Annotated in this window: 15 protein-coding genes; 8 read left to right on the top strand and 7 right to left on the bottom strand. The window is 48.5% G+C overall.

What is annotated here, in order from left to right; translation table 11 throughout:
- Positions 1-440 precede the first annotated feature (440 nt).
- From NDI44_RS14780 to NDI44_RS14765, 4 genes are all read right to left on the bottom strand, one after another.
- A complete protein-coding gene (locus NDI44_RS14780) occupies positions 441-2,093 on the bottom strand; it encodes a DUF4335 domain-containing protein (protein WP_190412224.1) in 1,653 nt (550 codons plus the stop codon).
- Positions 2,094-2,134: 41 nt separating this feature from the next.
- The gene (locus tag NDI44_RS14775) at positions 2,135-2,725 is read right to left on the bottom strand and encodes a DUF3038 domain-containing protein (protein WP_190412223.1); all 591 of its coding nucleotides are present in this window, start codon (positions 2,723-2,725) and stop codon (positions 2,135-2,137) included.
- A gap of 143 nt (positions 2,726-2,868) precedes the next feature.
- Entirely contained in the window at positions 2,869-5,325 is a 2,457-nt protein-coding gene (locus tag NDI44_RS14770; RefSeq protein WP_190412222.1) for an endonuclease MutS2, read from the bottom strand.
- A 102-nt stretch (positions 5,326-5,427) separates the two neighbouring features.
- The gene (locus NDI44_RS14765) at positions 5,428-5,667 is read right to left on the bottom strand and encodes a hypothetical protein (RefSeq protein ID WP_190412221.1); all 240 of its coding nucleotides are present in this window, start codon (positions 5,665-5,667) and stop codon (positions 5,428-5,430) included.
- Positions 5,668-6,179: 512 nt separating this feature from the next.
- Here NDI44_RS14765 and NDI44_RS14760 point away from each other — a divergent pair.
- The 6 genes from NDI44_RS14760 (at position 6,180) to NDI44_RS14735 (ending at position 13,395) form a co-directional block, all read left to right on the top strand.
- Positions 6,180-6,884, top strand: coding sequence for an OB-fold-containig protein (locus NDI44_RS14760; protein ID WP_190412220.1), 705 nt, complete (start codon positions 6,180-6,182; stop codon positions 6,882-6,884).
- 171 nt (positions 6,885-7,055) lie between these two features.
- Complete coding sequence (locus NDI44_RS14755; RefSeq protein WP_190412219.1) at positions 7,056-9,179, top strand: flotillin domain-containing protein; 2,124 nt, start codon at positions 7,056-7,058, stop codon at positions 9,177-9,179.
- A gap of 201 nt (positions 9,180-9,380) precedes the next feature.
- Positions 9,381-9,977 (top strand): hypothetical protein, encoded by a 597-nt coding sequence (locus NDI44_RS14750; RefSeq protein ID WP_348235294.1) that lies wholly within the window; start codon positions 9,381-9,383, stop codon positions 9,975-9,977.
- A gap of 170 nt (positions 9,978-10,147) precedes the next feature.
- A complete protein-coding gene (locus NDI44_RS14745) occupies positions 10,148-11,311 on the top strand; it encodes a GuaB3 family IMP dehydrogenase-related protein (RefSeq protein WP_190412217.1) in 1,164 nt (387 codons plus the stop codon).
- A gap of 314 nt (positions 11,312-11,625) precedes the next feature.
- Positions 11,626-11,949 carry a thioredoxin gene (trxA, locus tag NDI44_RS14740; protein WP_190412216.1) on the top strand — a complete coding sequence of 108 codons (324 nt, stop codon included), beginning with the start codon at positions 11,626-11,628 and terminating at the stop codon, positions 11,947-11,949.
- 375 nt (positions 11,950-12,324) lie between these two features.
- Positions 12,325-13,395 carry an LOG family protein gene (locus tag NDI44_RS14735; protein ID WP_190412215.1) on the top strand — a complete coding sequence of 357 codons (1,071 nt, stop codon included), beginning with the start codon at positions 12,325-12,327 and terminating at the stop codon, positions 13,393-13,395.
- A 26-nt stretch (positions 13,396-13,421) separates the two neighbouring features.
- On the opposite strand, the gene NDI44_RS14730 is transcribed toward NDI44_RS14735, so the two are convergent.
- Positions 13,422-15,410, bottom strand: coding sequence for a pentapeptide repeat-containing protein (locus NDI44_RS14730; protein WP_190412214.1), 1,989 nt, complete (start codon positions 15,408-15,410; stop codon positions 13,422-13,424).
- A 123-nt stretch (positions 15,411-15,533) separates the two neighbouring features.
- Positions 15,534-17,090: a serine/threonine-protein kinase gene (locus tag NDI44_RS14725; protein ID WP_242037036.1), complete on the bottom strand. Its 1,557-nt coding sequence runs from the start codon at positions 17,088-17,090 to the stop codon at positions 15,534-15,536.
- A gap of 471 nt (positions 17,091-17,561) precedes the next feature.
- Between NDI44_RS14725 and NDI44_RS14720 the strand changes: the two genes are divergently transcribed.
- Both NDI44_RS14720 and NDI44_RS14715 read left to right on the top strand, forming a co-directional pair.
- Complete coding sequence (locus NDI44_RS14720) at positions 17,562-18,518, top strand: glycosyltransferase (protein ID WP_190412290.1); 957 nt, start codon at positions 17,562-17,564, stop codon at positions 18,516-18,518.
- Between the two features lie 62 nt (positions 18,519-18,580).
- Entirely contained in the window at positions 18,581-19,249 is a 669-nt protein-coding gene (locus tag NDI44_RS14715) for a hypothetical protein (protein ID WP_190412213.1), read from the top strand.
- A 22-nt stretch (positions 19,250-19,271) separates the two neighbouring features.
- Here the strand turns inward: NDI44_RS14715 and NDI44_RS14710 are convergent, their stop codons facing one another.
- Entirely contained in the window at positions 19,272-21,659 is a 2,388-nt protein-coding gene (locus NDI44_RS14710) for a response regulator (RefSeq protein ID WP_190412212.1), read from the bottom strand.
- Between the last annotated feature and the right edge of the window lies 1 nt (position 21,660).

Below are 21,660 nucleotides of genomic sequence, written 5' to 3'. Positions count from 1 at the left end.
GCCACCTAAAAATTAGTTATTTTTGGGGTTTAACGCCGGAAACCGCAGAAAATCTGAACTAAAGCCTGAAAATTCAGGCTTTAGAAATCTCCTGCCATGTCAGCAAATTTATATAGAGCGGTTCGCACTTGCAATATAGGAACTTCACCCCCAGCCCCTCTGCGTTTACGGCGAGGGGAGAATATTGAATTTCAATACTTCTCGGATAACGCGAAGAGAGCGCCGCTACGCGAACGCTAACGTAGGAGGGAAGTTGAGGGAGTTAACCGAGAAGTGATTGTATTGAACCCCTCCCCGTGAACGGGGAGGGGCAGGAGTGGGATTTAAACCCTACTGCCTCTCATCGAGAATTGCTAGATTAATTTGCTGGAAAACAAAAAAACCGGGTTTTATAAAACCCGGTTTCTCAAGAATTCTATTTTTCTGGCTCGACAACCCGCTTAAGGTTCCTGAAACGTTTCCACTTTGCCATCAGGGCTAAGAACTACCCGGATGTGGGCGTTACGCTCACCTTCGATGGGAGAAACAAACGGTTTCCCCGGTACTGGCATCCCGGTACGGTCAATATACTTGACTGACAGTTCTCCTAGGGGGCGAATGCGCTCGATGGAGCCATCCGGATTCAGCCGGAGATAGTATTGCAGCGGCTGTGTCAGATCGGCGGGCGGTTTCCATTGCTGTTGGAAATAGTCCCGCACTTGTGCGACTTGAGGAATCGTGTCAAATAGCCGGTCATTCTGGGCGCGATCGCTACTGGTTTGGGCGCGATCGCTTCCAGATTCGCTGCTGCGTTTCGCAGCTGGTGGGGCAACGCTACCGCGAGTCGCACCGGGACTCAGATCGCTGTTATTTGCAGCCGAGCTTTCCGCAGGAAGGCTGGCAAGCGACGGCAGATTGGGAAGCGGGGGAGGCGCGGCAGGAATGCCGGGGGCATTGGGGGATGCAGACTGGTTTGCACCCTCAGAACTTGAGGCGATGGAACCAGGAGCAGGAGCTGATTGCCCGATTCGGGGCGCACTCACCCCACCGCTACTGGGGAGCGGCTCAAACGGGAGATTATTGCGAATCGCCTGCTTTGGCTGTTCAGCCGGGGGTTTGGGGATGGGCGGGAAGTTACTGGGAGGAGGGGGCTGGAAAATGGCTCTTCCCTCTGGGGCAGAACGTTGTTGAATCGGGGGCAGATTGCTGAAAACGGGGTTGGAATTTCCAGGGGGATTCCGAGGAACAACGACGACCCCTGGGCTTTTGGCACTGAAGGGTGTCGGCGTGGTCACAGGAGCCGGAGATAACAAAATTGACGAAGGAGACCCCGTCGGCGTCGGCGATGGGGAAGACAAAGGAGGAGGCGTCGGCACTCCCGTCGTTGGAGTCGGCGTTATTGGAACCGGCAACACCTCGGTACCGGGCACTGGTGCCGGGGTAGTGGGTAATGGTGTGGGTGCCGGTGCAGAGGAGATGATAGTGGGACTAGGCTGCATTAGCTTCAGCGTGGCTGCTGTTATCCCCACCCCTAACAGAAAGATGGCTGCCGTCCGGGTCCAGATGGGCGGATTTTTCAACCACTGGGTGCGTTTGAGGGGAGGCAACGCCACCAATTCAGCATTGTATTCATCCAAAGCCGTAGCTAAGTCGAACAGTTGCAGCGCACTCAGCGTTACGACAGGTCCCGTTTCTTCCGTCGCCAAATGCCCCAAAAATAGGTCGTGGGACAAAAGTCCCCTCGGTTGTATATAAGGGACAAAGGTTTGAGGAGTGGGGGATTCAGGCGGCGAAAGAATGGTTGCCGCTTGGGCGGGGGCAGCAGCAGCCATCATCGGCTCGCCTACGGGCATTTGATGCGCCACCGGCTGCGATCGCGGGGATTGCTGAAGGAAGTCCTGCACGTAAACGCTAACAGCTTCGCAAAGGCTTTCTAATTGAGCGCGATTTCCGCGGATCGTCACTCGTCGATCTTCTGGCTGTCGCGGATCGTCAAAGCTTAGCTCAAATCGTAGATGCTTCAGCACGGGTTGTCCTGCCCAGCGAGACAGGGGCGAATCTTTCGCCTGGATTTCCAACGTGCAGGTGGGGGGTGTAAAGCGTCGCAAAACCATTTTGCTAATTCAGAGGATTGCTAATTGCTAAGTGTGAATTGCTAGCGGGCGCGATCCAAAAGTGCTAACCAGAGACGCCGATGACCATTGGGGCTACTGTAGAACAGGAGATCGATCAGAAGTTTCAATGCCAAGTGGCTCAAAGCGTCGGACGATACATTTTCTTCTTCCTCCATGCGTTCCTGGTAAGTGTTGCTGAAGGCATCAAGATAATCTCCTAGTAAAGAAGCTTCGTGGGGTTCCCGGTTTTGCTCGGCTAGCTGTTCGAGCAAGGCAACGGCACGTCGGATTAGCTCTTGCTGCTGTCCGGCAAGGTGACAGACGATTAAAACAAGCGATCGCGCTTCCTCCACATCTAACTTCTTCCGCCCTCCCGAACTCTTCCGCATGGGGTTAGACTGGCGCAATCGCCACAAAGCCACCCGATCTGCCACCATTGACTCTAAATTCAATTGTGCTGCGGCTTGGAGTATCGCGTCGGAACCGATGCCTGCCAATGCTTCGAGCGCCAATAAAATTAAATCCAGTTGGGCTTTGATATTGTCCAACTGTACGGGATCTGGCGCGGAAGCAAGGGGTAAATCCTCCCAGCGGGGGGTTGGCGTCGTTGGTGTCTTCACGATGGAGGGCATATTTTTAGCTTAGGTGACGCAACTGGTAATAACTTCGCCGTTACGAGTCTTGAAACCAGACTATCGCGGTTTTAAGTAAGTTTCCTGTCGTCGCTCATGGCGAATGGCTGACTGTTTTTAAACAATTCGCCATTAGTAATTCGCTACTTAATATAGGCGATTGTGACCCCCGTGCCACCTTCTGGGGTGCCAGCTAATTCAAAACGCTCGATGAGAGGATGCTGTTTCAAGAATTCGTGGACACCATCTCGCAGCCGTCCGGTTCCCTTTCCGTGGATAATCCACAAACAGCCCGCATCCATCGCTTGCGCGATCGCTTTCTCTAATGCCATCTCGGCATCCGGCACTCGACTCCCCCGAATATCGACGGTATTTTTGGAGGTGCGAATCGTGGGTTGTGGTTTGGGAGGTGCAGGTGGCTCTTTTGGAGTCGCCGCCGGTTTGGCTTTGGCGATGGGATCGGGTTTTTGTCCGTCCAAAGATTCGATATCTTCGAGGGAGACGGTCATTTTCATTAATCCAAATCGCACGCTCATCTGACCCTCTGCGTCGGGATTGCTCAGCACTTCGGCGGTTTGTCCTAGGCGGGGAATCCGGACGCGATCGCCTGTTTTTGGTTTAAATCCCGGCTTGGGTTTGGGAGGCGGCGATCGCAAAAGATGACGTTCGGCAATTTCATTCAAGGCGTTGGTTGCACTTTGGGCATCTTGAGCGGTAGCTGGACCTTGCTGTAACCGCCGAATCACTTGGGCGATTTCTCCTTTGGCTTGAATCAGGGCTTCCTGCACAGCGCGTTCCTGGGACAGTTTGAGCTGCTGTTCCCGTTCCTGCAAAGCGGCGGCTTTTCTCGATACCTCCTGATAAAAACGCTCTGCTTGCTGCAACAACTGACTGGCTTCTTGGGCTTTAGTTTCTTGATTGCGCCGTTGGGCTTCCAGTCCAGCAATCACTTGGTTGATGTCTTCTGAAGCGCCACCCACATAAGTTTGCGCTTGTTCGACAATTTCCCCCTTCAATCCCAAGCGTCGCGCAATCGTCAGGGCATTAGAACGTCCCGGAATTCCCCACAACAGGCGATAAGTGGGGCTGAGGGTTCGATCGTCAAATTCTACCGAGGCATTTTCAAAGCGCTCGTCTTCATATTTGAGCGCTTTGAGTTCGCCGAAGTGAGTGGTTGCAATACTGAGATTGGCATGGTCTGCCAGATATTGTAAAAGCGCGATCGCTAAAGCACTTCCTTCTGCCGGATCGGTTCCCGCTCCCACTTCATCTAGCAAAACAAGGGAATTTGGGGTCATTCCCTCGGTAATTCGGCTGATGCGACGAATATGCCCAGAAAAAGTCGATAAACTCTGCTCTAAAGATTGTTCGTCGCCAATATCCGCCAGCACCAAATCAAACCAAGGCAATTCTACCGGCTCCCGCGCCGGGACAAATAACCCCACCTTTGCCATCAGTGCGGCTAATCCCAAAGTTTTTAGGGTGACGGTTTTGCCACCAGTATTCGGCCCGGTAATCGTTACGACCCGAATCTCCGGCTGAACCAGTAAATCTACGGGCACGACGGCACCCCCGTTTTCGTGTCGCTGCTGCCAAACCAATAAAGGATGGCGCAACTGGCGCAGGGTGATGGAATTTTCGATTTTCGATTTTTGATTCTCGGCTGGGGATTCTCCCGACGCCTCTTCCGGGTTCCCCGGCTTTTCTGGCGGGGTGCGTTCGACAAATCTGGGAGGATTCGCTTCTAACCAATAGCTGTATCGTGCCCTAGCAGCTGCCAAATCCAAAGTCGTCGCCACTGCCAACAACTGCTCTAAATCTGGTTTTACGGCTGCCACTTGTACCGTCAACGCTTGGCGGATGGCTTCTTCTTCCACTTGTTCTTGACGCCGCAACTGCCGCAATTGATTTCCCAATTGCACGATCGCATTCGGTTCGATAAATAGCGTCGCGCCGCTACCGGAAGTGTCGTGGACGATGCCGGGAATGGCGTCTTTTTGCGGTGCTTTGACGGGGATCACGAAGCGATCGCCCCGCTGTTTGATCGTCTGTTCCTGGACTGCATTGGCTTGGCGCTGCAAGATCCCCTGCAATATCTGATAAATGCGACCGCGTAGCTGCCGCAGTTGGATGCGAATCCCGCCCAATTTGGCACTTGCCCTATCAGCTACGTCTCCCCGCTCATCGATACAGTGGTTAATTTCCTGCTCTAATTCTGGATAGGTGCGGATATCGGCAACCAGATCTTTGAGAACTGGCACATCTTCTTGATCGTCAATAATGCGCCGCAGACGCCTAACTCCAACTAAGGTGGTCGCGATCGCGAGCAACTCTTCCCCTGCTAAAATTCCCTGAAGTTCCGCCCGTTCCAGAGAATCTCCGATATCCTGGATTCCTTCAAAACTCAACCCTGGAGAAAGACGATTCTCTAACTGGTAAACTTCCTGAGTTTGGGCGATCAGTTGCAGGCTCTCTGACTGAGTCGCTGGGATTTGCAGATGATTGGCAGCGATCGCGCCCAACTTCGTGGCAGCAAAGGTAGACAAATGCTGACACAGGCGGGGCCATTCGAGTAATTCTAAGGTCTCAGATTGAATCAAAGCTTAAAAGCTATATCTAAATATTCAAGTGCTTATCTATATTAATTTTAAGCTCTGATTAACTGACCGCACGAGAACAAACATCCGCCAGCACCGCTTTCTTTACGCAAAGGCACCTTCCATCTCATACTGGCTTTCGGTAAGTGTAGCCCACCCAGTTTCCTCCCAAGGTTCCAGAACTCCGGCTGACTCTAAGGGAGCGATCGCTTCCAAGTGCATCAGCTCCTCTGTGTCAAAATCATCAAATATTTCAGTGAGTGCTTGCAAGTCGCGCTGCCTCATCGGCATTTGCATCACTGTGAAATAGCAAGCCAGCGCTGACTTGTTGGTAGATGCAGACATTTGCGTTCCTGATGAAGATAATTGCTTCAACCTAAAACAGGCTTTAGCTGCTTACCTCTATCCCTTTAGTGAAGTTTATTGCTCTTAAAATCTGCCTTTAGGAGGATGTTATTTATAAGCTCACTTAAACTTAACTCCAAAATTCTCTTTATAGAGAATACAAATTAAAAAAAGTTATCTTTTTTCCGGTTTTTCAGGAATGGCGGCTAGGCTAGTGATGTTTTATCTCAGTTCACGCGATGTGCAGGTTTAAGAAAGCCGTTTGATCGAGGCGAGGGATTACCTACATTTGATGAAACCAAGAGTTTCAACTTCAGGCAAACTGAGCCAACAACTGAGCCAAAGAGTGAGCCAAAGAGTGAGCTGAATCGCCAATAACGCTCTGAGATGATCTAAGTGCAGTCAGTTTAATTAATCGATGAAGCGCAAAGACGAACTTCTCTATTAAGGACTTTCTTGCGTAAGTCTTGAAACGATGGAATTTCTAACTCAATTAAGGACACTAGGCATTCATGCTGTTTAATTCAGCCAACCTACCCTACTGGATGTTTCTAGGGATGGGAGTCCTTTTATTCCTATTGGTGATTGTTTCCGGTGGAGGAGACTCCGACGTAGATGCCGACATAGACGCTGACATAGATACCGACGTAGATGTTATAGACGTAGACACCGACACGGATGGTAGCTTTAACTCCTTGGAAATTTTGGGATGGTTGGGCATTGGCAAAGCGCCGCTAATCCTATTATTAGGAACTGACTTTAGCCTTTGGGGTGTCATCGGCTGGATGCTCAATGTTTGGGTTGGTAGCCTCACAGGTGGCATCCCCTACCGTTTTTTTGGGTTAGGGGGAGTGGTGTTATTAAGTTCAATGGCAATCAGCTTGTTTCTAGGGGGGTTGATTTCTCGACCTCTGGGAAAAATCTTTGCTGCCTTTGGGGAAGATGCCAGTAGCGATCGCTTAATTGGTTGTTTCGGTACGGTAAGTTCTGCCTTTATTCCCCATAAACACAGAGGCAAAATTGGTCAGGTAGATGTCATCGATTCAGCGCGAAATCTTGTCACCATCAGCGCTACTTTGCCTGATTGGGCAACTGTTCTCCCACGTCGAAATGAAAAAGTCTTAGTCATTGAACGTTTGGAACACCACTATTTAGTCGTCGCCAAAGATAGTCCCGATCAAGAGCATTGGCTAGAAAATGCATCCAAAATCAAGTAAGAAATCTATAAAGAATAGGATTCACCTCGATTCAAGCAAAGTCTATCTATGCGCTTACGCTAACCCTGAATTTAGAATTTCGACTTGCCTAGGTAGATAGGTTTCATCTGTATAGCCGCAACTTCCAATTGCTAGAGAAACTAACAGCTAACAACCAACTTCTTCAAAATTATGCTATTTTGGCTTACCTTCATCCAATCATTACCAATTGCTACCACATCTGAACTCTCGGAGCAACAATGGCAAACCGAGGCGAGTTTACCCGAAAATGAGTCTACTTTAATCGCTCAAACCCTGCCTGCCCCGATACAACCAACGATTGCCCAACTGGGAAGCGGGATTGTCTTCCCAGGAATTATTGGGGCTTTGGTTTTATTACTGCTATTAAGCATTTGGGCATATACGCGAGTTTATGTTGTTACACCCAACAACGAAGCTTTTGTGAGAACAGGCGGCGTTTTTATTAAAAGTAAATCCGTTATCCTCTATGGTGGTTGCGTTGTTTTACCTGGCTTTCATCAGCTTACCCGCGTCCCTTTGCGGGAAATTTCGATTGACGTTGAGCGCACCGGGAAGCTGGCTGTTCGTACTCAAGATTACCTCCGGGCAAATATGCGGGTGACTTTCTATGTCTGCATCAATGCCGACGAACAAGATGTTTTAACAGCAGCAGCTAGGCTATCTAGAGCTGGAAAAATTACGCCGGAAGATATTAAAGATGCTCTGGAAAAACGCGCAGATGATGCGATTCGAGCAGCGGCGAAAAATAAGAGTTTAGCCGAGATTGATTCGGACAAAATTGGGTTTGCTGATGCCGTTTTAAATCTGGTTCAGCAAGATTTGAAGAAAGTAGGTTTGACACTTAACAACATTGCCATTTCGGAAATAGAAGAAAGCGATACCTACGACACAAATAACTTCTTCGATGCTCAAGGCGTGCGACTGCGGACTGAAACGATTCAACGCTCGATTCAACAAAAAAGAGAAGTAGAGTTAACGACTCAAGTTACCATTGAGCAGAAAGAACTGGATGCCCAAAAGCGATCGCTCCAAATTGAGCAAGAGAAAGAAAACGCCAAACAAGAGCAACAGTTACAAGTAGAAGCACTCAAAGCTCAAAAACAGAGGGAAATCCAAGAATCGAAAGACAGAGAAGCCGCAACGGTGCAGCGTACCAAGATTTTGCAGCTTAAATCCGTTGAAGAAGAAGAAATTCGCAAGAAATTGGGGGTACAACAAAGCCAAATTGAGGCAGATATTTCCCTAGAGGAACGCAATAAACAACTCAAGGTGGCACAAGCACTGCAAAAACAAGAAGCGGAAGTTGCGGAAATAACCCGTCAGCGCATCATTCAGGAGGAAGAAATCAACAAAAAACTGGCAGTACAACAAAGCCAAATTGAGGCAGATATTTCCCTAGAGGAACGCAATAAACAACTCAAGGTGGCGCAAACACTGCAAAAACAAGAAGCAGAAATGGCGGAAATTATTCGTCTACAGACAGTAGAATCCTCGAAATTGCAAGCGCAAGTGCAGGTAGCAGAGTCCGAAAAGCTGTCAAGAATTGCCCAAGAAGAGGTAGCGATCGCAGTCGCCAACAAAAAACGCGAAAGCTTTGTCGCCGAAGCACAACAAGCCAGAGCAGAATCATCTGTGACAACGGCAAGTGCAGTTGAGAAAGCCGAACGGGACAAACAGCTTTCAATTATTGCCGCCGAACGAGAAGCCCAAGAGAAGAGTATTAGCGATCGCAACGTTGTCGAAATTGACGCTTTCCGACGCAGAAGGCAAGCTGAAATCGCCCAACAAGCAGCAGAACTAGAAGCCGAAGCAATTCGCACCCTAGCAGATGCCAACCGCGACAAAGCTTTAGCCGAAGCCGAAGGGATTCAAGCCCAAATTTCTGCCCAAAATACGATTAGCGACGCTAACCTCACTGCCAAGATTATCACCACAATTTGGCCCGATTTAGCAGATAAACTGCCAGAAATTGTCAAGGCATTGGCACCTCAACCAGGCGTGATCGGCGATGCCAGAATTTACTCCTTCCCCGGTGCAAATGGCAGCAACGGCAACGGTGCAGGTGACATCAACAAAATGTTACTATCCACCAGCGGTTTAGCCTTAATTAACACCTTGCTTGAAGATGGCAAATTAGGCTCATTAATTGGTCAAGTTAGTAATCTGGTTCGTAGCAACAACGGCAGTATCCCGCCAGAAGCCCTCACCGCTATGATTTCCTCAGTAGAAAAGCCAAGCCAAAATAACAACCAAGACGGTATGCAAATTAGTTAACCCGTCTTTCCAACCCCTCTCCTGTAGAGACCGATATATCGCGTCTCTTTTCCGTAATTGGGAAGGCGTTTAGGTCTTCTTGTCTGAGAAGTATTGGCATAGCCACCCTACTTTGGGAAGATGCCACTCACTCACGGCTGAGCCAAGTTTGAATGGAATTCTTACCCTGGCGAATCCAGCCACACGACAATGAGACGGTTAATGCTCCCCCTAATTGGGTTGCTGGCGCTTTTCGCCTCTAGCTGTAGTTCTGAGCGTGTGGCAGCCACCCCAGAACAAGTTGTACGCCAAAACAACCTCTGTCCCTCTCCCACAACCCAAGCTCAGGACTTTCGCGTGCTGGGTACCCGCCAATGGTCGCAGGGTGTAGTGGTACTCTATAGCGCCATCTGCCCCAGCAGCGATCGCCAGCAAGCGTCGCCACAGATATTGGGTCACAGCGTGCTTGTCAGTAAAGGAAGTGGCTGGGAACAGATTGGTAATGACAGCGCTGAATTCTTTCTGGATCGCCCACAGTTACCGCCAGAGGAGCTGGTATGGTATGGAGGCAGCAACTACTCGAATGATAAAGGTGAGACTTACGCCCTCACTTACGGTAAGCTACTCTCGCCAGAAGTCGCGGCTGTCGAAATAACCTTTGATAACGGGAAGATTCTGCGCGACGAAGCCACTAACGGTGTTTTTGTCCTAATATCACCAGGAGCTAATCATAGCTGCCAAATGCGGGTACTAGGTAAAAATGACAAAATACTGCGGCGCATTAATGATGTGAACTTTGTACAAAATAATCGGTGCTGAGCGCTTTTTTGAAAATGCGATCGCCTCGTATACAGTCTCGCCTTGCGCAGACGAAAGTTTGTGTAGCCGCGTTTTCAATCGCCCAAGCTAACTTAACCACCCGCTCGGAACAAATTCCTCATTGAATTTGATACTCTAACTTAAATAGTCTTGGGAACGGGAAGTTAAGAGTGGATATTCAAATTGGGCGGGGTAAGACAGCTCGCCGAGCTTATGGCATCGATGAAATCGCGCTAGTGCCTGGAAATCGGACACTAGACCCCAGTTTGGCAGATACCCGCTGGCGCATCGGCGGCATCGAGCGAGAAATACCGATTATTGCCAGTGCGATGGATGGGGTAGTAGATGTCCGCATGGCAGTTTTACTCTCTCAACTGGGGGCATTAGGCGTCCTCAACTTAGAAGGAATTCAAACTCGCTATGAAAACCCAGAGCCGATTTTAGATCGCATCGCCTCTGTGGGCAAAGAAGAGTTTGTCGCGCTGATGCAAGAACTCTATGCAGAACCCGTTAAGGAAGAATTAATCGAACGACGGATTCAAGAAATTAAGCAACAAGGCGGCATCGCAGCCGTCAGCGCCACACCAGCGGGAGCGACAAAGTACGGCGCAGCGGTGGCAAAAGCGGGTGCTGACTTGTTCTTTGTGCAAGCGACGGTGGTTTCCACCGCTCACCTCTCGCCTGAGTCAGTGACCCCCCTGGATTTGGCTCACTTCTGTCAAGAAATGCCAATCCCAGTCATTTTAGGGAACTGCGTCACCTACGACGTGACGCTGAACTTAATGAAGGCGGGTGCCGCTGGCGTGCTGGTGGGGATTGGTCCCGGTGCCGCTTGTACCTCTCGCGGCGTTTTGGGAGTAGGGATTCCCCAAGCAACCGCGGTTGCCGACTGTGCAGCCGCTCGCGATGACTATTTCCACGAAACCGGCAACTATGTCCCCGTGATTGCCGATGGCGGTTTAATCACTGGCGGCGATATCTGCAAGTCGCTTGCCTGCGGTGCTGACGGCGTGATGATTGGTTCTCCGTTTGCCAGAGCCAAAGAAGCACCCGGACGGGGGTATCATTGGGGGATGGCAACACCTAGCCCCGTTCTCCCTCGTGGTACACGCATTCGCGTCGGCACGACGGGAACGTGCGAACAAATCCTGCGCGGCCCCGCTGGTCTGGATGATGGCACCCATAACCTGCTGGGAGCCTTGAGAACCAGTATGGGCACACTGGGAGCCAAAGATATCAAGGAGATGCAGCAAGTTGAAGTCGTTATCGCACCCTCTTTGCTGACCGAAGGGAAGGTCTACCAGAAGGCACAGCAGTTGGGAATGGGTAAATAAACTCACTGACTCATTTGCGTTCCTTAAGAAATTCCGGACTCCTGCTTAGAGGGCTGGAAAATCTAAAGCTGTCGCTTAGAATAGAGAAAGCGGAGACGAATGTTTCCGTTCACTCCTCACACCACACTCCGCCCGGACTACTGTTCGGGCGGTTCCTTTTCTGGGGTTAAAATCACCGCCAGCCAGCCAGCAGTCAAACCCACTGACTCGTCAATTATGTCTAAATGTATACCTTTTGAGTCAGAAAATGTCTGTTTTGCCTATGGTAGAATTTGCTAAAAATTAGAAACTGTTACGCTTAAGGATTTCTAGGCATGTCATCAGCCGCACAAGTTACAGACGCTTCGTTTAAACAAGAAGTACTTGACAGTGAAGTTCCCGTTCTAGTAGATTTCTGGGCACCCTGGTGCGGACCTTGCCGGATGGTTGCGCCTGTGGTGGATGAAATTGCCCAGCAGTACGACGGTCAAGTAAAAGTAGTCAAACTCAATACCGATGAAAACCCTAACGTTGCCAGCCAGTATGGGATTCGCAGCATTCCCACGCTCATGATTTTTAAAGGCGGTCAACGGGTGGATATGGTGGTGGGAGCGGTTCCCAAAACCACTTTGGCAAATACTTTGGAAAAGTATCTCTAACCAACTTTTTCTCAGCAAGAATGGATAAACCGTCAGCATAGTTACCTATTTTTGCGGGAAATCGCTGCTTATCAACCCAGACTCTCTAAGTTGAGTTGACAGTTCTGCTTGTCATTTGTCTTTTTTACTCGCCTTCTTGAACCATTCAGTAGGTTGTTTTAAATAACGAAAGATATGCACGATCTGAAAAAACCCGTTTTCTTGTAGAAAACGGGTTTTTTTGAGGAGTTCCGCCCCCTTAATGGAAGCTTCAACCTTTCTGTTAGACAGGCGCTGAAAGCCGATTAGGGAGAAAATCGTATAGGATGATACCAGTAGCGGCGATGCTGGGGCGAATCCCGTTAGAATAGAGTGCCGCTGGTGCTTGCATAAATTATGACCATCACTCCTCCTTCTAATGCCCTTGAGTCACTGCAATCAGACGTAGCCGATCTAATTCACCAGCTACCGAACCTGAAACACGGAAAATGGATACAACGGGCGCTGTCAGTGCTGGTGCGACTGGCTGGGGAGGAAATCGACCGGCTGGACTGGAAAATCTTGAGCGCTTCTATGCAAGATATGGAGCGGGCATTTCAAGTTTTTTATCCTTATCGACACGTCCGCAAAGTAACGATTTTTGGTTCGGCTCGCCTTGCGTCTGATAGTCCCGAATACCTCATGGCGGTTGAGTTTGCTCGCCGTGTCACCCAGCTCGGTTATATGGTGATGACGGGTGCCGGTGGGGGGATTATGCAGGCGGGAAACGAAGGCGCTGGAGCTGAAAAATCGTTTGGTTTGAATATTCAGCTGCCTTTTGAGCAGGGAGCAAACCCGTTTATTGAAGGCGACCCCAAGCTGATTCCTTTTAAGTATTTTTTCACCCGGAAGCTGTTTTTCCTGCGAGAAAGCGATGCGATCGCTCTCTTTCCCGGTGGCTTTGGCACGCAGGATGAAGCCTTGGAGTGTTTGACGCTTTGCCAGACGGGAAGATATGGTCCTGTGCCGATGGTCTTAATTGACCGTCCTGGCGGCGATTACTGGTCGTCCTGGGATGCTTATGTTCGCAAGCATTTAGTCGAACCCGGTTTAGTGAGTCATGACGATCCAAACCTGTATACCATTACAGATAACTTAGATGTCGCTTGTGAAGCGATCAATCGCTTTTACCGGGTTTATCACTCCAGCCGCTATGTTGAGGATAAATTTGTCCTTCGTCTTAAGTCGGAAATATCGGATGCAGCGGTTGAACAGCTGAATGCTGATTTCAGCGACATCTTGGTGAAGGGAAGAATTGAAAAAACTCAGGCATTACCCCAAGAAGCAGTGGATGAAACATTGGATTTGCCTCGTCTGGTTTTATACTTCAACCAACGGGATTTGGGGCGCTTGTACCAGATGATTTCTACGATTAACCAGATGGTAACTCCGCCACCCTCTGTAGCAGCGCATCCAGAGCTTAAGTAATGGGTTCAGTCAATCTTAAATGTTGATTACTTGTGAATGCTACCATCGGGCATTCTTGTGTTTGTCAGGTCAGTCTGGTGCAGCTTGGTCTGGTTCAAGTTGGCACGGCTCAAGTTAGTCTGTTTTAAGTTAGCGTAACTCAGGTCAGCATACTCCAGGTTCGCTTGGCTCAGGTTCGCCTGACTCAGATTCACTTGGTTGAGATTGGCACCCCTCAGATTGGCCTGCGTTAAAGTGGCATAACTCAAATTAGCGAACTTTAGGTTGGCGCGGCTGAGGTTGGTGTCACTCAGCTTAGCAAAACTCAAATCAGCCGACTCTAGGTTTACACCGATTAAATTGGCACCCAATAGCTGACTCAAGCTGAAGTTTGCATCTTTGAGATTGGCACCGCTGAGGTTGGCCCCACTAAGGTTGACCTCCTTCAAATTCGCTGTGCTGAGGTTGGCATGACTAAGATTGGCATCACTGAGGTCGGCACCGTATAAGCTTGCACCCACTAAAGCTGCATCATTGAGATTGGCACTACTTAAGTTAGCGTTCCTTAAGTTAGCACCCCCTAAGTCAGCACCGCTTAAGTTAGCATCTGTGAGGCTGGCGCTGCCTAGATTGGCAGTGTTGAGGCGCACCAGTTTTAGAGTTGCTCCTCTCAAATTGCCATACCTCAGGTCAACTCCTGTTAAGTCAGCACCGCTGAGTTCGGCACTGCTCAGGTTGGCATTGTATAGGGAGGCACATCCCAGATTAGCTTCACTTAAGTTAGCTTGGCTCAAGTTGGCATCTTTAAAATCGGCACAATCACTTCGGCTTGATTGACCCGAACTTGACTGCACTTCAACTAAACTGGCTCCCCTCAGGTCAGCACTGCTTAGGGATACACCCGCGAGGTTTGCCTGATTCAACGTCGCATTTCTGAGTTCAGCACCCTTCAGGTTCGCTTTTATCAACTTGGCTTCGCTTAAGTCGGCACCATTCAGACTTGCTCCAGCTAAGTTGGCACCGCTTAAATCGCATCCTCGACACTGTTTTGTTTTGAGCAACTGCCGAAGGTGCTGTTTTCTCAACTGCGTGATTTGGTGTTCTTGGAATAGACGAGTCACGGTGTTGAGAGTGACAAAACTTAGGGTTAGCAATGCTACAGCTGCCAGTACCCCTTGTTTTGTAGGACGCAGGAGAGTCTTGGGAATTGTGGTACGGCGTAATACATCAATCGGCTTGAGTGCTTCCAGAGCAGTGACCGCATTGGGATAGCGATTTTTACAGTTGGGTGCCGTCATTTTTTCCAGCCAGCGGATAAACTGTGGATTCAGTTTTGGCACCCTCGGCTTAAAATCGATCCGAAAAGCTTCATCAACTAAATTGCCAATTTCAGTGGATTTGGTTTGGGTGAGCAAGCAAACCAGCGTTGCACCGAGACTATATAAGTCAGATGCTTGGGTGAGTTGACGATTGAACACCTGTTCTGGCGGCATAAATCCCAACGTGCCTTTGACGGTGCTGCTGGCGGCGACTTCTCCACCTCCAATGCGAGCCAAGCCAAAATCTACCAGGTAAACCTTCAATTGTTCATCCACTAAGATATTTTCCGGCTTAATATCTCGATGAATAATCGGGGGATTTTGCTGTTGTAAGTAGACTAAAACTTCTAATAGGGAAACGGCAATTCGCTTGACTTCCTCTGGAGTAAAGTGACGTGACGTAGACAGGGAGGAAGCGGGTTTATATTCTTGAACCAGGCAAAAGCCGCTTGGGGTTTCAAAGGAATCGAGGTACTGGGGAATCCTGGGATGATTCAGACAGCGCAATAGTTGAATTTCTTGCTCGTAAGCATCATAATCCGACCAACTAGCACCGGATTGGGCAAACTGGAACTGCTTAATCACAACGTGCTGCTGGGTTTTTGTACTCGTTGCCAGACTCGTTGCCAGATAAGTGACTCGACCCCCAGCGCGATTTTGTCCTAGCTCTCGTTCTACTTGATAGCCTTGGCTAGAAAAGTCTGCTAAATTACCCATGAGCCTACCTATCGATAGATGTAGGTGGTGAGTCTTTTATAACAGATGGCTGCAAAAGTAACGGATGCGATCGCTCTGTTTTTGCTATCATCCATATCGCTCGTTGGAACCACTTGCATTGAGCTATCGATGAATCGAGCCATCGGGCATGATGGTATCTGTCAGCTTGGCTCCGGTTATCGTGACACCCTCTAAGTTGGCATCTTTGAGGTTCGCTCCCCTGAGGTCAGCACCCGTCAAGTCGGCACCTTCAAGGTCAGCCGCTTCCAGATTGGCATCCCTGAGTTTGACTCCTCTCAGGTCGGCACTCCCCAAGTAAGCATCCTGGAAATCGGCACCTTCGAGGTTGGCACCCCTGAACTTAACAATGGTTAAATCGGCAACTGCCAAGTAAGCATTCCTGAGGTCGGCACCCGTCAAGTCGGCACCGATGAGGTTGGCACCCCTGAGATAGGCATCCCGAAGGTTGGCACCCGTTAGATAGGCGTTACTCAAATCGGCTCGACTCAGATGAACATAGCTTAAGTCGCATCTGTCACAGTGGTTAGTTTCCAACAACTGCCTGACGAGATCCGCTTTAACTAAACTGGGCCTGTCTTTGACCGTGGCAAACCCCAGGGATGTTAGCACTAATCCAGCGGCAAGAATCTTGGTTTTTATGGGACGGTCTAGAGTTCCGAATGCCTTGGCATAGCGGACAATATCACTTGGCTTGAGTACGCGGCGGCGAACATCAATCGACCTCAGAGCTTCTAGGGCATCCACTGCACGCTCGAAGCGATTTTTAAGGCTGGGTGCCGTCATTTTTGAGAGCCAGTCTACAAATTGCCGACTCAGATGCGGCACCATCTGCTTAAAATCGATCCGATAAGCTTCATCAACTAAATTGCCAATTTCCGTAGATTTGGTTTGGGTGAGCAAGCAAATCAGCGTCGCGCCGAGACTATATAAGTCAGATGCTTGGGTTAGCTGACGATTGAACACCTGTTCTGGCGGCATAAATCCCAACGTGCCTTTGACGGTACTGCTGGCGGCGACTTCCCCACCTCCGATGCGAGCCAAGCCAAAATCTACCAGGTAAACCTTCAGTTGTTCATCCACTAAGATATTTTCCGGCTTAATATCTCGATGGATAATCGGGGGATTTTGCTGTTGTAAGTAGACTAAAACTTCTAACAGGGCAATGGCAATTTGCTTGACTTCCTCTGGGGTAAAGTGACGCGATGTAGAGACACAGGGAGCCGGTTTATATTCTTGAACCAGGCAAAAGCCAGTGGGAGTTTCAAAGGAATCGAGGTACTGGGGAATGCTGGGTGAGTTCAGCTGCTGTAGCACCTTAATTTCTTGCTCATAAGCTTGATAGTCTGACCAGCGGGCACCCGAATGGGCAAACTGAAATTGCTTGATAACGACGCGCTGCTGTGTATTGGTACGGCTTGCCAGGTAAGTAACTCGACCCCCGCAAGGGTTGTGCCCTAGCTCTCTTTCGATTTGATAGCCTAAATCGGAAAAATCTGGGAATTCGCTCATGATGGTTAGGCGACGATAACCCCTACAAGTATCGCTACGCGGTAAGCGCAGCGTGCTGTAGGCTTTGGCACTTTTCCCACTATAGCTGCCTGTAAAAGCAGATGATGGGACATCGCTCCGACTCACTGGCGGCAGCGTCTCTAACAGCAATAGAAACTTCTTTCCTTAACTGAGTTCCCCAAAACCTGCCGAAGTTATCATCCTTAAAAGCACGGTGAGTTTATAGTTGATACTGTAAAATCGGGTTTTCGAGCGATCGCGTCTTTTGTGAAATTTGTTTGTATTTAATGATACAAACCGATGAATTGATAGCGGGTTGCCGATATCTTTACGAAAACTTTAAGAAGATTATCCGGGATATACATTTTCTTCACCTTATCTTGATGCTTTCTTCAAAAAAATTGCTTAAGATAAGTGTTTATACGGATAAATTTTGCAAGTCTATTCTCTATCTACGGGTAGATGTTAGTGTACTTACGTAAGTAAAATCGGCTAATTCATCCCCCTAAAGGCTGAAAAAGTAAACTAATGGATTGAAAAAGTACCTGACTTTTGTGGCTTAAGTAGAAAGCTGCGCTGATAACAAATAACTTTATAACGGCTCAGGAGCTGCTCTATATGCTGAAATTTAGCATCGTAATTACAACCTATAATCGTTTACCGCTGCTGCGGCGGGCGATTGAATCAGCGCTCGCGCAAACTTTGCCCTGCGAAGTGGTAGTAGCAGATGACTGTTCCACGGACGGTACCGAAGAATATGTCCGCAGCTTGGGCGATCGCGTAGTTTACTACCGCAACCCAGTCAATAGCGGTCACTCCGCTACCGTAAATGCTGGGGTTGCCGTGGCAACCGGAGACTGGATCAAACCGCTGGATGATGATGACTATCTGGCACCCAACTGTGTCTGGGAAATGGTAAAAGCGATCGCTCAACGTCCTCAAGCAGCGATTTGCTCGTGTCAAGCCGTTCAAGTTGATGTCAACGGTGAAGAAGTTACCCGCACCAAGCCGAGCGGTCCTGGCAAACTATTTTACGTGAAACAAGAGGATATCCACTACGGGATGTTGATGGAAGTGGTTCCTTTTGGGACACCCGTTCAAGTTGCTTTCAAAAAAGATGCCTTTATCAAGTCAGGCGGTTGGGATTCGGCTTTAGATGGTAACTGCGATGACATCGACTCTTGGGTTAAAATTGCCCAATATGGGGATGCCGCATTTGTTAATCAGTATCTTACCTTCCGGACATTATGGCCGGGTGGATGCAATCAGAAGTTTTCACTGCAAAAACGGTTAGAAACCAATATCTTAATCAAGGAAAGAATCTACCCGTTAGTGCATGAAAAATATCGCTCGTCTATTCCGAAACTTGAGGAAATTAAGGCGTTTCTCAAACTGCATTGGAGTTTGGTAGGACTCAAGCAAGGAAAAATCTTAATGGCACTCAAGATGGCATATCCAGCCATGTTTTCGCTTGCCGCTTGGATTTCTTTAGCGAGAGTTACTTATTCCAGAAAAATCAATACTCAGGCTCCTACCGTGCCTCAAGAAGTTGTAACCTACAGAACGGCTTCTATTTAAACTGTAGCCGGTACAATCAGTTATCAGCTATGTTAAATAGGTGATAACTGATTTGAATAAGAATGCAGCTTCACGTATTTAATAAAATCTTGCAAGAAAGTAAGAAGCAAATAGAAGCCGATCGCCTGATCCTCTTCTTGAATGGCGGAACTGTATTAGTATTTTTGGCGCTGTCAGTTTACGCAAAATTTCTGGGAAAAGGTCAAGGGATTGAATTTCTTTTTGCAGATCCCTTCTCAATCCGACGACCCTACTACGGCTTATTAACGAGTGTCTCTGAAGTGTTATGGTGCCTTTCAGGTACAGTTTGTTTGTTTAGCTTTAGCTTGCTAAACATAATTTCTCCCAATCGCAAAGCAAATCTATTTATCTTATGTTCTGCGATTGGGATTTTTGTTTTATTAGCCGACGATTTATTTCGGATTACCTTAATTTTGAGAGATGTAGCTAAGGTGCCCAAAGGGGTGATGTACTTAGTATACGGTACTGGCGCGATCGCTTATGGTTTATGCTTCTGGCGCAAACTTTTATCAACGCCTTATGTATTGCTGATAATTGCGGGTATCTTATTTGGCATTTCTGGCTTAGTGGACATCTTGCACATCAAAGGAAATGGTACTCCGGCAATGCTAGAAGATGGCACGAAGTTACTGGGAATCCTCAATATCGCATTTTACTTTTGGCACGTTTGTCGTCAGGAAGTCATGCAGAGGAAGTATGGCATCAGTTGAGCAGTTGCTGTTAAGTCTTGCATTAGATAATTATCTCATGTAAGGCTTTCAACAACTCTTCTGTAGTGTAGGGTTTTGACAAAACGGTTGTGACCCCAGCGCGAGCCAGCTCACTCACCCTATCGTTAGATAAGAGTCCGCTAACCGCAATAATTTTAACTTGCGGGTTAATTTTTTGTAGCGTGCGAATCGTTGTTGGCCCGTCCATAGACGGCATCATCATATCGAGGAGTACAACACTAATTTCCGTTTTATGCTGGGCATACAGTACGACTGCCTCAATCCCATCGCTCGCAGTTAAAACTTTATAGCCATAAGTTTCTAGAGATGCTTGAGTCACTTGAGAAATTGAAGCTTCGTCATCAACAACCAGAATACACTCGCCGTTTCCAGTTAACAGATTAGATGGTTTTTTTAGAGCTTGCGATGTTAATTCTCCCTCGATTGCTGGCAAGTAGATCTTAAATTCTGTGCCTTTTCCCACTTCGCTATATACATTCAAAAAACCACCGTGGCTTTTGATGATGCCAAGAACAGTTGAAAGACCCAGACCCGTACCTTTGCCAATTTCTTTAGTTGTGAAAAATGGCTCAAAGATTCTATCAAGCATCTCAGTAGGCATTCCCACTCCACTATCAGAGACACTAATCACAATATGGGCACCCACTTTTGCACCTGAGTTCATCCTGGCATAGTTTTCATCAATTACTGTATTGTCGGCGGAAATCTTCAACGTCCCGCCATCTGGCATGGCATCACGAGCATTGACGCAAAGATTGATCAGTACCTGATGTAGTTGAGTAGCATCGCCAGAAACAGGCCACAGCTCTCTTGTCTGGATATGCGTATGAATCTCGATTGATTTAGGGAAAGTTTCATTTGCGATCTTCGCAATCTCGTAAATTAGGTGCCCGACTTGGAGATTTGTCCGTTCGCCTTCCATGCCTCGCGCAAAAGAAAGCACCTGTTTAACTAAATCAGCTCCACGTTTGGCATTCGTTTCGAGGATGGAAAGCAGCTGTTGACTCTGGCGATCCTGAATCTTGATTTGCAGAAGTTGAACTGACATCAAGATAGGCGCTAGCACATTGTTTAAATCGTGGGCAATGCCGCTAGCCAGCGTTCCTAAGCTCTCCATGCGCTGAGCGCGGAGAAACTGCCTTTCTAGTTGTTTTTTTTCAGTTATATTGGTGTTGACAATCAGAATTGCTTTTGGGTTTTCCGCCTCATCGCGCACGAGCGTCCAGCGACTTTCAACAATGATTTCTCGACCAGATTTGGTCATTTGATACAACTCACCATACCACTCTCCTTCCTCGATGAGAGTTTTTTGGGCGGCTCGAAGTTTTAGTGAAATTTGCTTATGCAACAGCTCAGCAGTGTTATTGCCGAGGGCTTCTTCTTGCTTCCAGCCATAGAGACGTTCCGCACCTTGGTTCCAAAATAAGATTTGGTTGTCTAGATTTTGAACCAGAATTGCATCTGTGGCGATATCCAGTAGAGCCGCTTGTTCGCAAATTTTTTGTTCCGAGTGCTTGCGCTCGGTGATGTCCATGTTGATGCCGTTCACACGGATGGGTTTGCCGGTTTGGTCGTAATAAACTTGACCTTTGCTGGCTATCCAATGAACGCTACCATCCGACCAAATAATCCGGTATTCGATGTCATAGTCCGCCCCTTCTTCCACGGGGCGTACTAAAGCTTGAGTGACTAATTCTAGGTCTAGAGGATGGATTTTGGTGAGGAAGCTTTGATAGGTGCCGTCAAAGGAACCTGGGGTCAGACCAAAATTCGCTTCTGCGGTTGCGGAGAAAACAACTTTGCCGCTATGGATATTCCAGTCCCAGGTGCCCATGTGGGCAGCTTCTAGGGCTAACCTTAGTCGCTCCTCGCTCAGTTGTGCCCGCTCAGTTTGCTGTCGCAATTCCTCTGTTGCTTGGCTAGCTTGGAGGACACGACGCACGCGCTGGCGCAGAACTGCCCAGTGAATCGGCTTGGTAATGTAATCAATGGCACCCGCCTCAAATGCTTGATCGACCGATTCTTGATCTTCAAGAGCCGTAATCATCAATACGGGTGTGTTCCGCGATCCTCTAGGGGGGCGACTTTTTTCAGCAGTTCCCGTCGCTGTAGGAGAATCGCCAAACTTCTCTCCACGAGAATCACCCTCTGGAAGGGTACGCAATAGATGACAGCAGGTAAAACCATCCATCACTGGCATCATGGCATCCAGCAGCACAATATCTGGGTGTAGGCGCGTGTAGGCGGCTAAACCTTCCTCTCCGTCGCTTGCTTCTGCTACCTCGTATCCGGCTTGTTCCATCGCTCGGCGAAGTTGAAGCCGCATGAATTTGTCGTCATCTACGACGAGGATGAGGGGAGTATGTTGATTAGCGTCGGTGGTGTTCATA

It is taken from the genome of Trichocoleus sp. DQ-A3 (assembly GCF_039961975.1).
Lineage (GTDB): Bacteria > Cyanobacteriota > Cyanobacteriia > Cyanobacteriales > FACHB-T130 > FACHB-T130.
This window is presented reverse-complemented; position numbering and strand designations above follow the sequence as displayed.